This window comes from Bacillus jepli (genome assembly GCF_047238305.1).
Lineage (GTDB): Bacteria > Bacillota > Bacilli > Bacillales > Bacillaceae_L > Ferdinandcohnia.
Genome location: NZ_JBDFMO010000001.1, coordinates 1,834,718 through 1,848,654, shown reverse-complemented (window position 1 = coordinate 1,848,654; position 13,937 = coordinate 1,834,718). Strand labels below are relative to the sequence as shown.

The following is a 13,937-nucleotide window of genomic DNA, read 5'->3' as shown; positions in this document are numbered from 1 at the left end:
CTGGATTAACTCCCTCAAAAACTACTCTAAATACCGCTCAATACTGTACCAAGCATACAACCGCATCAGCGGAAGGTATAGGGCAACAATGCCTATAAGCGAATATAAACTACTAGTTAAAAATAGAATCATAGCTAAAACAAATCCAAGAATCGCTTTAGCGTTTCCTGAAGTGCCATTTATTGGTTCATTTCCGACAAACACCGTTTCCCAGCCTTTTAACGATTTGGAATAACAACGATCATGATAGGCCCTGACAAAGAGAAAATACGTTGTGATCACAAGATCGCTTTTATCCGTGATTTCTGCGGAGCATTTTTCACAGTAAATGTTTTTCATCCTTCCAACTCCCCGAATGAATTTGTTATCCCCTTTTACGAATTTTTACACAAAAGGTTTCAAAAAATTAGTGGCTAGCTTCTAATCTAGTTAGCCGCTCATGCAACATCTCTTTCCACTCATCAGCCAATTCCTCTACTGCTAAAATCTTTTGAATCCCCTCAATGTCCCTTGGCTTTTTAAAATAGATCTCATTCGCTTCAAGAATCGAGACTTGCTTAGGGTTTCTCTCTACTAATGAAATGGTGGAGTCCTTTCGTACCGTGCCTTCTTTTAAAACACGTGCCAAGTATCCAGTAAATCCTGTTTGGACCATCATTTTTAAAAGGTATGGGTTGTTTGTTTTTTTGGTGATGGTACTACATGGAATGCGCCCTTGGGTGATTTGGATAACTGCTTCCCCAACCTGATAAATGTCGCCGATACACACAGCTTTTTCTTCCATCTTCGTGATGGTTAAGTTTTCCCCGAATGTTGGAAGTGGAAGCTGAACTAAAAACTCACTTTCCCACATTGAATAATGTTCATATGGATATACACAAACAGCACGGTCAGGACCACCATGATGCTTTAAATCCGCAACCCCATCTCCTCGGAATCCATCTTTTGTTAAAAGTGCCTCTTCTACAGCCTGCTTACGAATCGCTGTCATCATTTCCTCATTTTTTCCGTACGTCATTTTTTCAGGTAGCCCAATTGAAAAATTCTTGATTTCGATTGTCATGGCTATTCCCCCTTTCTTCCTATCATTTTACTATAACGGAAGAGAAGATATGTGCCAATAAGGCAAGCGGGTCTTTGTACAATAAAGCCAAATATAAAAATCTTGCCGTTTCTAATGTATAAGGTATTAGAATAAAGATTGAAGTGATCAGTCTACAGTCCGCTCACTTCAACCCTTCTTCCATTAACCGATTCCGTTCTCCATTATAAAATTCTTTCGTAAAATCGGGATGAGTCAGTGCTCCAAGTTGCTCCGCGATAGCAAGCCTAAAGTCAACATAGGCATGACCCTGTGCCGTGATCACATTTTCCACTTTCACAACCGGCTCATACCGAAAATTTTCTTCTTCAAAACAACCTAGGAAGTTACGTTGCTCTTGATGGAGAGTGACTGTATATGGTTTGTCTACGAGTACTCCCGCTCTTGCCAGCACATATGTACCACTGCAAATGGCGGCAGTTAGTTTATTTTGTGTGTAAAAGCAGTTTGTCAGTTCAAACAGTTCTTCCGTGTCCTTCACATGAATCAGGTCTCCCCCAGGGATAATAATGCCCTCATACTCTGTTGCATCCACCTGTTGATACATCAAATGCGGTACAAATTGTAGCCCAGATTCACCCGTGATCGTTTTGAGCGAATCTGCAACAGTTACAATCTCATAAGTCCCTCTCAGCATCGCGGTTGCCACGGTTATCTCAAACTCAGAAAAAGAGTCATAAATGGCGAGTAATATTTTCTTCATTAAAAAGCACCCCTTTTCTCTAGAGATTCTACAAGGTTGACACATTTCCCTTCTCCTTTAAAAAGAAGCATTGAAATACCTCAGAGTATAAAACAAGTGGTGTGACTCGTTACTTTCAGCAACTTACCCTCAATTATCTGCCACTTACCGTAATTTTCCAGACACAAAAGATATTTCACCTTACAATGGAAATAGAAAAACAATACGAGGGGGTAATGAAAAAAGAGGGATATCGAAAGAAGAACACTTATACTTTATATCTGAAATGAGGTGTCTAAAAGTTGAAGCTATTCGTAAATATTGACAAAGCGTTTAAAGAAGCAAGAGTTACCATCGAATCTCCAAATTTAGATGAAAACATTAAGGAGCTAATTGATTTTATCCACGAAAGAGAGCACCCGTTCATCATTGGAAGAAAGGGTGAAATGCAACATATTCTAAAACCCGCTGATATTCACTATTTTCATACCGAAAATGAACAGGTTGTCGCCGTTACAGGAACAGATTCATTTATTTTAAAGGAAAAGCTATATGAGCTCGAGGCTTCGCTACCTTCATCTAACTTTATCCGTCTATCTAAATCAGTGATTGCCAATTTGCACGAATTAAGCCGTTTTGAAGCGTCGTTCAATGGGACACTCTGTGTATATTTCAAATCCGGTAAAAAGGAATATGTCTCCCGCACCTATGTACCTGTGATAAAAGCAGCACTAAAATTAAATAGGAGGAAATGATCATGAAAAAAATGTTATTTCGTAGTTTGTTAGGAATTTTCTTCGGTAGCTTTGTTGCGGTGCTTAGCACCAATTTAATTTACCTGTTTGGCGGTATCGAAATGATAGAAGGGGACTTATTTTTCAAGAACTCCATCGGTTCGGTTCTTTGCGGATGGTTTTTTACAGTCGCGCCTTCATACTTTGAACTTAGACAATTGAAACTTTACCAGCAAACGATTCTTCACTTTTTAACTGTTTTAATTCTTTACCTAATTTTGGCGCTTACGATTGGATGGATTCCGTTTACACTAAAGGGCATATTATTAACACTCATCATCGCCATAATTATCTATGCAATCCTATGGACTGCCTTCTATCTTTACTTCAAAAATCAAGCAAGGAAATTAAATGCTGATTTAAAGAAACTATAATTTCACCGGCGGCTAATAGAAAATCCCCTAAGGCATTAAGCTTTCGAGAGTTAATGCCTTTTTCATACGGATAGGTCTTGGAAAAGCTTTAATTCCTCCATCCCGGCAAGTCCTTTAAACATCTCTACCCCCGTTTCAATGATCTCATCGCGGAAATCATATTCAAAGGTGTGGATGGGTGGATGCTCTTCACCGTTTCCAATATAGAAAAAAGCACCTGGTATACGTTTTAAATAATGCCCATAGTCTTCTGATGCGCGGTATGGTGAGGTTAGCTCACGTAATGATAAGCCTTTGTCGACCGCTGCTTTGCGTACTTTATTAACCGATTCCTGATGATTGACGGTTTCCGGAAATTCATCCCGATAGTAAAAATGAACCTTGATGCCTTGCTCTTTCCCTAGTTTTAAAGCAAGAGCTTCTACCTTTTGTTGAAGCATGTTTAATTCCACTTCTTTTTCAGCCCGAATTGTTAATCGCAGGATACCATGATGGGCTGCAATTCCGTAATTTTCCGCACCAATATTCACCTGAACAACTGTGCATAGAACTAGACCTTCATACTGATCTGAAGATGTAAGACTTGGTAAAGCCTCTATGATTCTAGCAATTGCAAAAGAAGGATTAATTCCATTCTCCGGTTGACTAGCGTGTGCCGGTGAACCTTTCATTTCAATGGACATTCCTTTTGAGGCACAATGGGCAGTTCCATCTATTACATGCACCGCATTATACTCAATTCCTGACATATTATGATAGCCAAAAACCTCATTGATTTTTTCTTCCATTATTACTTCGGCACATTCAATGGCCCCTTGACCTGTCTCCTCTGCATGTTGAAAAAGGAAAATAATATTTTTATCCGCACCCTTTTGATCCACTTCAAGCGCAAATCCGGCAAGAGTAGCAGAATGTCCATCATGGCCACATTTATGAGATACCCCCGGAACAGTCGACTTCCATGGTAGGTCAATTGTTTCTGGAATGGGAAGGGCATCAAAATCCGCTCTAAATGCAATAGTTGGTTTATCACCCCCGGCCGTATACTTGGCATAAAAATAGTTCCCCTTATCGATGATGTCTAAGTTTGTTGTATGTTTTTTAAGGAAATCCATTAAATGTTGTTTCGTCCAAAACTCTTGATAGGACAATTCCGGATGCATATGTAAGTCATGACGAAGTTGAATTGCCATCTTTAGATTCTTCTTATCCACTGAAATCCCCCCTATAAATTATTAAATAGAATCTCCAATAAAATTTGCATAACATTCTCTAAAGACATAACCCACCTAACCCTCTAGCCTTCATTCCCTCATTTTATATAAAACTATCAATTTGGTATTTGGTAAATACTCAAAGGTTATATAACGACCGACATGTTTCCTTTTAATGGCCGTTGAGGAAAACCATTCCCCGTTAACCTTAACTTCATGTTTCCGACTTTTTCCTCGATCATCTACATATTCAATAAAACCTTCTTCAGAAGAAAACTCTCTTTGAATGACATGTGGGAAATCTTCTAGATATGGAACACTCACATATCCCAAAAATGTGGCAACAAGTGCAAAGCCAAATAGTACCCCAGTTAATTTCATAGAACTCTTAAAATTCTCAAGCTTACTACCCTTTTTGCTATTTTTTGTCCTAGTTTTTTTATTTCGTTCACGAATTGTTTCAATTCCTAAAGCAATGATTATCCAGGGTATGATAATAATGGCCATAAGTACAATTGCCAAACAAAAAATAAGCATGAACCAATAAAACCACATTCATTCTCACCTTCTGCTAAATAATGTTAATTCCATTTTACTAAATAAAGAGGATTGAATTATCAATAAAAATCGACAAGTGAGAAACTTGTCGAGAGTGTTGTTTATGGTTTTAAGACAACCTTTATGCAGTCATCATCGCGGCCATTAAAGATTTTGTAGCCGTGGCTTGCTTCATCAAGGGATAGTTTATGGGTAATAATATCGGTTGGATCAAACTCCTTGTCGACGATTTTTTTGTAGAGTTCTGGCATAAAATGAACAACTGGGGCTTGGCCCATTTTTAAAGTGATATTACGGGAGAAAAAGGCACCTAGTGGGAACATATTATAATTTGCACCATACACGCCGGTGAGATGAACTGTACCCCCTTTTCGAACAGCTTTCGTTGAAATTTGAATCGGACCAAGCGTTCCACCTTGAAGCTTTAGCTTTTGCTCGATAAATTCAAGTGGCGATTTTTTCCCATCCATTCCTACACAGTCAATCACAACGTCGGCTCCGCCGCTTGTAATTTCCTTTAAATGCTCACCCATATCGTCATTTTTTGTAAAATCAAAGACTTCCACTTTATTAGTCGCTTTGGCATGGTCCATTCGATACCCAATATAGTCGACTGCGATGACACGTTTTGCTCCTTTCATCCATGCAAATTTTTGTGCCATCAAGCCGACCGGTCCACATCCAAGGATAATGACTATGTCTCTTTCCTTCACGCCAGCATTCACCACGCTCCAATAAGCAGTAGGAAGAACATCGCTGAGGAAAAGCAATGCCTCGTCCTCTAATTCACACGACTCCGGAATTTTAAATGGAGTAAAGTTTCCGAATGGAACTCGTAAGTATTCCGCTTGCCCTCCTGGGTGGTCACCAAATTTTTCAGAATAGCCAAAATAACCACCTGAGTCATAATGTGGATTTGAGTTGTCACATTGACTCTCAAGCTCATGTTCACAGTAATAACATTTACCACATGCAACAGTAAAAGGAATAACAACCCGATCTCCCTTTTTTACGTGAGTGACTTCAGGACCAACTTCTTCGACAATCCCCATTGGCTCATGTCCAATTACATAGCCATCAGGCAGTGGAAAATTCCCTTGATATAAATGGAGGTCAGAGCCACAAATCGCAGTTGAGGTGATGCGCACGATCACATCGTCCTTTTTGACGATTTTCGGATCCTCGACTTCTTTGACTTCAACTTTATATGGATTTTGATACGTAACAGCCTTCATTTTTACACTCCATTCCTATTGTTGTTTCTCGGTTATTTTTTGCGACACATGAGAAGTTATACTTAGGCTGTTTTGTCATAAAAATCCTATATTCGAAGAAGCTAAAAATTAGTGAGATAAAACAATTGACATACTTGTATATACAGGTTAAACTGAAAACGTAATCACGACATGTATATACAAGATTCGACATCTTGTGGAGTTAGGGGGAAATAACAATGAGTAAGTACACTGATCCTGCGAAAGACTTGCTTGACCACATTGGTGGGAAAGAAAATATCGCTGCAGTTACACATTGCGCAACGAGAATGCGCTTCGTTTTAAACGATCCGAAAAACGCCGACATAGAAAAGATCGAAGAGATCGGGCTAGTAAAAGGCACTTTCACACAAGCCGGTCAATTCCAAGTCATTGTTGGTAATGAAGTTGCTTCTTTTTATAATGAATTCGTAAAACACGCTGGTGTTGATGGCACCAGCAAGGAAGAAGCAAAGGTTGCTGCAAAACAAAATATGAACTGGCTTCAGCGTATGATGGGCCATTTAGCGGACATTTTTACACCGATTATTCCAGCACTTGTTGTTGGGGGTTTAATTCTCGGTTTCCGAAATGTGATTGGAGAAATTAAATTACTTGAAGACGGTACAAAAACAATTGTGGAAGTTTCTCAATTTTGGGCAGGAATCCATGCGTTCCTCTGGTTAATTGGTGAAGCTGTGTTCCATTTCCTACCGGTTGCAATCACATGGGCAATTACACGTAAAATGGGTACCTCACAAGTCCTTGGGATTGTGCTAGGAATTACGCTTGTATCTCCACAATTGCTAAATGCATATGGGGTCGCAACCTCAGATGAAATACCCGTTTGGGATTTTGGATTTGTACAAATTGAAATGATCGGATACCAAGCACAAGTTATACCTGCTATCTTAGCTGGTTTCGTACTTGTTTATTTAGAGCGTTTCTTCCGTAAGATTTCACCAAATGCGATTTCAATGATTATTGTTCCATTTTTCGCATTAATTCCTACGGTTTTAATTGCCCATACCATTCTTGGACCAATCGGTTGGACAATTGGTTCTTGGATTTCTGATGTTGTGTACACAAGCTTAACATCAGCATTTGGTTGGTTATTTGCAGCAATCTTTGGATTTGCCTATGCACCACTTGTTATCACTGGATTACACCATATGACAAATGCGATTGACCTTCAATTGATGAGCGAGTTTGACGGAACAAACCTATGGCCAATGATTGCTTTATCAAATATTGCCCAAGGTTCTGCTGTTCTAGCGATGATTTATATTAATCGTAAAAATGAAGAAGAAAAACAAGTTTCTATCCCGGCATGTATTTCTTGTTACCTCGGTGTAACAGAGCCTGCAATGTTTGGTATTAACTTAAAATACGGATTCCCGTTCTTAGCTGCGATGCTTGGTTCCATGGTTGCGGCGATCATCTCAGTAAGTAGCGGTGTTATGGCAGAATCAATCGGGGTGGGTGGTCTACCAGGTATCTTATCCATCCAACACGAGTATTGGTTTATGTTTGCCATTGCAATGGCTGTTGCGATAGTCATTCCATTTATCTTAACTGTAATCTTCGCAAAAGCTAATGTTGGCAAAATTTCATTTGGTAAAAAATAATATAGATGGGAGGGGAAAATCCCCCTCCCCTTTTTTGCGTTAATGCGGTAAAATAAGTATAAATATTTATACACTGATTGGGGATTCTTCATGAATAACAAGTATCTAACAATCTATAGCGATATAGTTGAAGAAATTAAAAACGGAAACATTAAGACGAATAGTCTTTTACCTTCTGAAAATGAACTGAAGGACACTTATAATACCTCTCGTGAAACAATCAGAAAGGCACTCAACCTGCTTTCGCAAAATGGGTATATTCAAAAGATGAAGGGTAAAGGTTCCATTGTCATTGATGTGAATAAGTTTGATTTTCCTGTTTCCGGTCTTGTGAGTTTTAAGGAGCTAGCAGAGAAGATGGGTGACAAGCCGAAGACAATTGTGCACGAGTTGACGGTTGGTAAGCCAGATACATTCATTAAGCAACAGCTTCAACTTGCAAGCAAGGAACAAGTATGGAAGGTCTTACGCACAAGGGAAATGGGCGGCGAGAAAATTATTTTGGACAAGGACTTTATTTCTCGAAAGTATGTCCCAGAGCTCACCAAGGAGATTTGCGAGGATTCCATTTATGCCTATTTGGAAAATGAATTGGAGTTAACGATTAGTTTTGCCAAGAAAGAAATTACAGTTGTCGAGCCAACTGATGAGGATCTAGAGCTTCTTGATTTGGATGGCTTTCATAATGTTGTGGTCATCAAAAACTATGTATATTTAGATAATGCGAGTTTATTTCAATACACCGAGTCCCGCCACCGCCCAGACAAATTCCGGTTTGTCGATTTTGCGCGGAGGGCACATGTGTAGATAGGGATTGGGGCTATTTATCTAGTTTGCGAATGGATACTATTAGGAGATTGTGAACTAGGTACGGTCCTTTACGGGGTCGTAATTGGGGATTTCCAGGAGATACAGAACTAATAAAAACAGGATGGCCCACTTAAAGGCTCATCCTGTTTTTTTCGTTATTAGCGTACTGTTTTTAATGCTCCGCTCCAAGCTACTACTTGGTCTAACATTAAGTTTACGTTGTCTAAGTGTAGGTCTTGTGGTTTGAACTCAGAACCGTTTTCGAAGTCAGTGAATAATGAAAGTGTTGGATGTGTACGAACGTCCGCGATCATTAATTCACCCATGATTCCACGTAGATGTTCTGCAGCACGTGCACCACCAGTTGAACCGTAACTTACGATACCAGCAGCTTTGTTGTTCCAAGCTTCACGAGCTAGGTCTAACGCATTTTTCAATGCTCCAGTGATAGAGTGGTTATATTCTTGAACGATGAATACGAATCCATCAAGATTAGCTAATTTTTCGTTCCAAGCAGCAATTCCAGGTGCATCTGCTTCACCTAAGAATGGTAATTTGAAGTCTGCGATATCAACGATTTCGTAGTTAGCATCTCCACGCTTATCTGCGATTTCTTTTACCCATGCTCCTACTTGAGGACTTACGCGTCCTTCACGAGTACTACCTAAAATAATACCAATGTTTAATTTTTCGTTTGACATTACTTCTTCCTCCTTTTGTTGGTTACCAAAAAGTTTATCTAATAAACCCATGATGTCTCTCCTTTTTTATATTAAAGGATATTTTTGTAAAATACCTTTAATTATTTTATCTCAGAAGTATTTATCTTAACTTCAAGATAAATGTTATATTAAAAATAGGATCTTGTCAACCAAAAGACCTAAAAAAGATTTAAATATTAAAACGCCTAGGTAAACTAAGCGTCTATTATGATTCAATCTTAAATACGTATTATTGAATTGGATTTCCGGCACGTATGTTTTCTGGTATATGCCTTCTAATTGCAAATAGGAGTTCACCAAGAAAATAGAGTGCTACAGTTGGCCATATCCACGCCCAATAGCTTCCCACTACCTCATACAAATCCCGAAGTACTGGTTGAACATAGGCTAGGCTCACTAACGATAGAGCGATCCAACAAACCGAATAGGAAAAACAAATATGTCCCTGTAGCTGCCACTTATGCCCTGAATAGTCCCACCATTTCCGGCCAAAAAACCACTCTAGAAGGAAGCCACTGCAATACTCTACGATAGTTGGAATTAGAAAACATAGTAACAACACCACGGACCAATGCATATCTTTTCCTATTAAAAAGATGAGCAAAAGGGGCGCGAACCCGTACATTGGCTTAAAGGGCCCAAAGAAAAAGTTATCCTTAAAAAACACTCGTTTCCTAGCAAAGTTGTAGCTATTTTCCAGGAGCCACCCCAAAAACGAATAGATGGTAAAGAAAAATACGACAGCCATTGCACCATCCCAGGATAGAAGCACGGGCATCTCAAAATTAAAACCAGTCACTACACTCTGAAACACCGACAAATCACCTCAAGCATAATATTCTTGATTAGGATTTGCCTTTTTTCGGTTAAATATACATTTTCATCCTCATTTTTTTGACCTATAGCTCAACAGTTTAATAGAATCCAAATGAATTATTCTGTAATCTTCTTTTCAATGGCTTTTACTACCGACTCAATGCTTGCATAGCCGTAATATCGAACATAGATGACGTTCTTTCCCTTGGAAGCGTAGACTTCTTTAAAATCCTCTTCCTTCCGAACCATTAAATAATCAAAGCTTGGATTCTTAGTTTCAATAAAATCTTCTATTCTATTTTCATAGTTGTGCCTTTTTATTAAATCAGATATTAGAGGCTCCGCCATATCTAGAAAACTCAGTTGGTAAAACCTTGTTTCAATGCTTGGTGAATATACACCGCTCTCGTCTTCCCACATTTCCTCTGGAACCAACCCGTTTTCATCGGATTCATATTGAACTGGTGCAAACGGACTCCAATTAGATGAATATCGATTGGACCAATCAACATTGTCTCTCATATATTCAGACTCCCCACGACCTAAAGCAGGATTCTGCTCTATATCTGCTAATCTTACAATCGGTAAGTTAATACTTCCTTCAGGCAATGTTTTCGTATCCATTTTTATTAGTTGTGTAAATGAAAAGATGACGGTCAATCCGGCAACAATCGTAAAAAGAAAACCGATAACCGAATTTAATTGATGCTGCTTCTTCCATGGGGCATGATGATCAATCGTTTTTCCTTCAATTAAACTTTTTCGTATTGTGCGAATAGAGTTCGCTGCTAGCAGTGAGTTGTATGCCTGATACCCGATGATGATGGTCAAAAACGTTTGTGGAATAACTAATCCTTCAACCAAAATGTAGGTAGGTGTCCCATCGAGAAACCAAATGGAAAACAACATGCCAATTATTAAAAGCATTGCGACCACAACGAAACCTGCATTTAAGATTAATTTTTTGTCCAGTTCCTTTAACGTAAAAGACTGCTCAGCAGGGTCAGTATGGATTTCTGGTGCATCAAGCTCTTCAGGTGATGAATACACTTGAAAATATTGATAGCCTGTCACATAATCCCAGCCACTTTCTGCATACATCTCAATCTGTTCTGGTGAAATCTTCTTTTTCATTGATACATCTATTCTATATCTCATTTTTTTCGGTTCACCTTTTACAAAATGAGCAAAAAATTTACCCATTTTTTTGAGATGTAACCCTTGTGCTGCCATGTCTTGAAACCAGCTTTCATGCTCACCGATTCGCCAATAATCACTGGGGCGAATTTTTCGAACGATCTTATTCATTCCCATCACCATCCTCTAAAATATTCCCATCTTGTATCATGGATTTTAATCGATCATACTCAACCCTTAATGCTTGTTCTCCTTCTCGTGTAATTTCATAGGTCTTCCTTCTGCCGTCATCTTCCGCTAATGAAATGAGGCCGTCTTTTTGCATCCGTGAAAGGACTCCGTAAAGTGTTCCTGGCCCCATTTTCACTCGACCATTTGAAACTTCCGTAATTGCATGCATAAGCTGATACCCATGGTTAGGATGCATTAACGCCAGTAGTACATAATACATCGCTTCTGTCATTGGTCCGCCATTGTACGCCATTTTCAACATCCCTTCTATCATTGGGACAAGGAACCTGTCCCTGACTTATTATGTATCTCGATATTATGCATTCCGATATATCGTGTAACATAATAATACTTTATAAAATATCGAATGTAAATAAAAAACAGTGAATCAAAATCATTTGGTTTGTACTTCACAAAAAAAAGACCGCTAATCGATGTGATTTAAGCGGTTTTTCTGTCTATATACTTTATTCAAGATTGGTATGTAATCCCGGTTGTACTGCACCTCCAGGTATTAGACGATGTCTAACATTTGGATCGTAGTAAACATGGATTAACGCTCCGATTTCTTATCTACTGATAGCTAATTGTTTCTTTCTTTGATTTTTATCCTCATACATCTTATTATCTGCTTTCGTAAATAACTCTTCCATTTTTCCTATAGAGGAATGATAAAAGGCATGTCCTTTAGATAATTTTATATTAAACTTGTTGGTAGAGCGATTAAACCGATCGATCTCAAGTTCTAGTCCCTCTAAAATCGCTTCAACTTGTAATGGATTTGTGTTTAAGATCATAATGGAAAACTCATCTCCACCAATTCTTGATACTACTATATTTCGATCTAAGACTTTCTTTAAAAGATTTGCCGTTTCTTTTATTAAATTGTCACCGTTCTTATGACCAAAAGTATCATTTACGTACTTTAACTCATCTAAATCACAAATAATAATTGCGATTGGAACATCTTCATTTTTATCATAATGTTCAACTTGTGCCTCGAAATATTCTCGATTATAAATTCCTGTTAGTGAATCATGTGTCACTTTATATTCTAACTGTTGTTTCAGGATCACTTTATCATTAATATTTCTAATGATTCCTTGCATAGCGATCAATTCACCGTCTTTATTATAGATAGGAGTCGCGTATTCCTCGAAACTAATGTAAATGCCTTCCTCGTTCCTCCATCTTTGAATAAACGGTTTACTAAAATCAAGTTCACCTAGTGCTTTTTTCTCTAAAATATGATAATCATCAGGATGAATTAATTGATAAGCTGTATAAGGATTTTTCATACTATCTGAAACTAAAGTAGGGCTTAATATTTTATTAATAGCTGGACTTAAATATCTATACTTAAACACGGGCTTAATCTCACAGTAGTATATGATGTCTTTTGAATTCTCTACTAATTCAGCAATCGTTTTTAAGTATTTCATTCTATTCCGTACCTTATTCCATAATGTGTAACCGATTATAATGAATACAGGCATTCCAATAAAAAGAATATATAACATTGGAAGTTCCCTTTCTTTACGTAAACTCATAGTGGTATTGTATTTTTTCTAAATCTCCGCATCTATATTTATTATATATCCTTAATCTCCGAAATTGTTTAAAAATTTCACTATATCAAGTTTATGATTAATTTTAATAGACGTGTAATCGAGATCGTATTGTGCACGTAAATATTCCTACTCATACAAAGAAACACGATAACAAGAATTTGGGAATGGATACTATAAAAAAACAGAGTATGAATTATTTGCAAATTCACACTCCAAAATACTATGTTATGAAAGGATTTCTCTACCAACCGAACCTATCTTCAAATAAGTTTAGATTCCGCCATATCTTCTCTTTCGTTTCCGATATTCTTCTAGTGCTTGAAGAAACTCTTTTTCGGAGAAATCAGGCCACAGCACATCGGTAAACCAGAATTCCGTATAGGCTAACTGCCAAAGGAGAAAATTGCTCAGGCGCTTTTCCCCACCCGTACGAATCAGCAGATCAGGGTCTGGTAAACCAGCTGTATACAGATACTGAGAAAATTGCTGTTCATCTAGTTCATCCAGCGACATTTTCGCGTCGTTCATATCCGCGAACATTTTTTTCATGGCATTCAAAATCTCAGTTCTGCCCCCATAGTTAAGTGCAAAATTCAGCTGAAGACCGTTATTGTCTCGGGTTCGTTGGATGGCATACTGGATCGCTTCACGTGTATGGGCTGGAAGATTGTCCATGTCCCCAATTGCCTCAATACGGACATTATTGGATATAAGCTCAGGCAAATAAATATGTAGAAACTCCTTAGGAAGTCTCAATATCGTTTCAACCTCGGATTTTGGACGTTTCCAGTTTTCCGTAGAAAACGTATAAAGTGTCAGTGCCTTCACATTACATTTAACTGCAGCCTTGACAATTTTAAAAACAGCAGATACCCCTTCTTTATGACCTGCAACTCTGGGCAGGCCACGCTTCTTAGCCCAACGTCCGTTTCCGTCCATCACAATTGCGATGTGTTCCGGTGTATCATGGCCAGAATACTGTAGTGTATTGTTTAATTGCCTTTGATTAAAAAATGGAATTTTCATTGACATTGTTTTTCTCCTC

At 38.3% G+C, this 13,937-nt stretch carries 16 protein-coding genes; 4 read left to right on the top strand and 12 right to left on the bottom strand.

Going from position 1 to position 13,937, the window contains the following annotated elements; genetic code table 11:
- Positions 1 to 21 precede the first annotated feature (21 nt).
- From ABC371_RS09045 to ABC371_RS09035, 3 genes are all read right to left on the bottom strand, one after another.
- A complete protein-coding gene (locus tag ABC371_RS09045; RefSeq protein WP_412896498.1) occupies positions 22 to 339 on the bottom strand; it encodes a hypothetical protein in 318 nt (105 codons plus the stop codon).
- Positions 340 to 406: 67 nt separating this feature from the next.
- On the bottom strand, positions 407 to 1,063 hold the full coding sequence (locus ABC371_RS09040; protein ID WP_412896497.1) for an MOSC domain-containing protein: 657 nt from the start codon (positions 1,061 to 1,063) through the stop codon (positions 407 to 409).
- Positions 1,064 to 1,226: 163 nt separating this feature from the next.
- Positions 1,227 to 1,805: a DJ-1/PfpI family protein gene (locus tag ABC371_RS09035; RefSeq protein WP_412896496.1), complete on the bottom strand. Its 579-nt coding sequence runs from the start codon at positions 1,803 to 1,805 to the stop codon at positions 1,227 to 1,229.
- A gap of 281 nt (positions 1,806 to 2,086) precedes the next feature.
- Between ABC371_RS09035 and ABC371_RS09030 the strand changes: the two genes are divergently transcribed.
- Complete coding sequence (locus ABC371_RS09030; RefSeq protein WP_412896495.1) at positions 2,087 to 2,539, top strand: LytTR family DNA-binding domain-containing protein; 453 nt, start codon at positions 2,087 to 2,089, stop codon at positions 2,537 to 2,539.
- A 2-nt stretch (positions 2,540 to 2,541) separates the two neighbouring features.
- On the top strand, positions 2,542 to 2,952 hold the full coding sequence (locus tag ABC371_RS09025) for a DUF3021 domain-containing protein (RefSeq protein ID WP_412896494.1): 411 nt from the start codon (positions 2,542 to 2,544) through the stop codon (positions 2,950 to 2,952).
- Positions 2,953 to 3,014: 62 nt separating this feature from the next.
- Here ABC371_RS09025 and ABC371_RS09020 read toward each other — a convergent pair whose 3' ends face one another.
- The 3 genes from ABC371_RS09020 to ABC371_RS09010 all read right to left on the bottom strand — a co-directional run bounded on the left by ABC371_RS09020 (position 3,015) and on the right by ABC371_RS09010 (position 5,959).
- Positions 3,015 to 4,166: a M20 metallopeptidase family protein gene (locus tag ABC371_RS09020; protein WP_412896493.1), complete on the bottom strand. Its 1,152-nt coding sequence runs from the start codon at positions 4,164 to 4,166 to the stop codon at positions 3,015 to 3,017.
- Positions 4,167 to 4,256: 90 nt separating this feature from the next.
- Positions 4,257 to 4,721 (bottom strand): hypothetical protein, encoded by a 465-nt coding sequence (locus ABC371_RS09015; protein ID WP_412896492.1) that lies wholly within the window; start codon positions 4,719 to 4,721, stop codon positions 4,257 to 4,259.
- A 104-nt stretch (positions 4,722 to 4,825) separates the two neighbouring features.
- The gene (locus ABC371_RS09010; RefSeq protein ID WP_412896491.1) at positions 4,826 to 5,959 is read right to left on the bottom strand and encodes a zinc-dependent alcohol dehydrogenase; all 1,134 of its coding nucleotides are present in this window, start codon (positions 5,957 to 5,959) and stop codon (positions 4,826 to 4,828) included.
- A 218-nt stretch (positions 5,960 to 6,177) separates the two neighbouring features.
- Between ABC371_RS09010 and treP the strand changes: the two genes are divergently transcribed.
- Together treP and treR are read left to right on the top strand one after the other, a co-directional pair.
- Positions 6,178 to 7,605: a PTS system trehalose-specific EIIBC component gene (treP, locus tag ABC371_RS09005; protein ID WP_412896490.1), complete on the top strand. Its 1,428-nt coding sequence runs from the start codon at positions 6,178 to 6,180 to the stop codon at positions 7,603 to 7,605.
- A 90-nt stretch (positions 7,606 to 7,695) separates the two neighbouring features.
- Positions 7,696 to 8,412: a trehalose operon repressor gene (gene treR, locus ABC371_RS09000; protein WP_412896489.1), complete on the top strand. Its 717-nt coding sequence runs from the start codon at positions 7,696 to 7,698 to the stop codon at positions 8,410 to 8,412.
- 161 nt (positions 8,413 to 8,573) lie between these two features.
- Here the strand turns inward: treR and ABC371_RS08995 are convergent, their stop codons facing one another.
- The 6 genes from ABC371_RS08995 to uppS form a co-directional block, all read right to left on the bottom strand.
- Positions 8,574 to 9,167 carry an NADPH-dependent FMN reductase gene (locus tag ABC371_RS08995; RefSeq protein ID WP_116353183.1) on the bottom strand — a complete coding sequence of 198 codons (594 nt, stop codon included), beginning with the start codon at positions 9,165 to 9,167 and terminating at the stop codon, positions 8,574 to 8,576.
- Positions 9,168 to 9,366: 199 nt separating this feature from the next.
- On the bottom strand, positions 9,367 to 9,951 hold the full coding sequence (locus ABC371_RS08990; RefSeq protein WP_412896488.1) for a putative ABC transporter permease: 585 nt from the start codon (positions 9,949 to 9,951) through the stop codon (positions 9,367 to 9,369).
- Between the two features lie 119 nt (positions 9,952 to 10,070).
- Positions 10,071 to 11,261, bottom strand: coding sequence for a DUF2812 domain-containing protein (locus ABC371_RS08985; protein WP_412896487.1), 1,191 nt, complete (start codon positions 11,259 to 11,261; stop codon positions 10,071 to 10,073).
- A complete protein-coding gene (locus tag ABC371_RS08980) occupies positions 11,254 to 11,574 on the bottom strand; it encodes a PadR family transcriptional regulator (RefSeq protein ID WP_412896486.1) in 321 nt (106 codons plus the stop codon). The genes ABC371_RS08985 and ABC371_RS08980 overlap by 8 nt, the downstream gene beginning before the upstream one ends.
- Before the next feature lie 316 nt (positions 11,575 to 11,890).
- Positions 11,891 to 12,871, bottom strand: a complete 981-nt coding sequence (locus ABC371_RS08975) for a GGDEF domain-containing protein (RefSeq protein ID WP_412896485.1) — start codon at positions 12,869 to 12,871, stop codon at positions 11,891 to 11,893.
- A 291-nt stretch (positions 12,872 to 13,162) separates the two neighbouring features.
- Complete coding sequence (gene uppS, locus ABC371_RS08970; RefSeq protein WP_412896484.1) at positions 13,163 to 13,924, bottom strand: undecaprenyl pyrophosphate synthase; 762 nt, start codon at positions 13,922 to 13,924, stop codon at positions 13,163 to 13,165.
- Between the last annotated feature and the right edge of the window lie 13 nt (positions 13,925 to 13,937).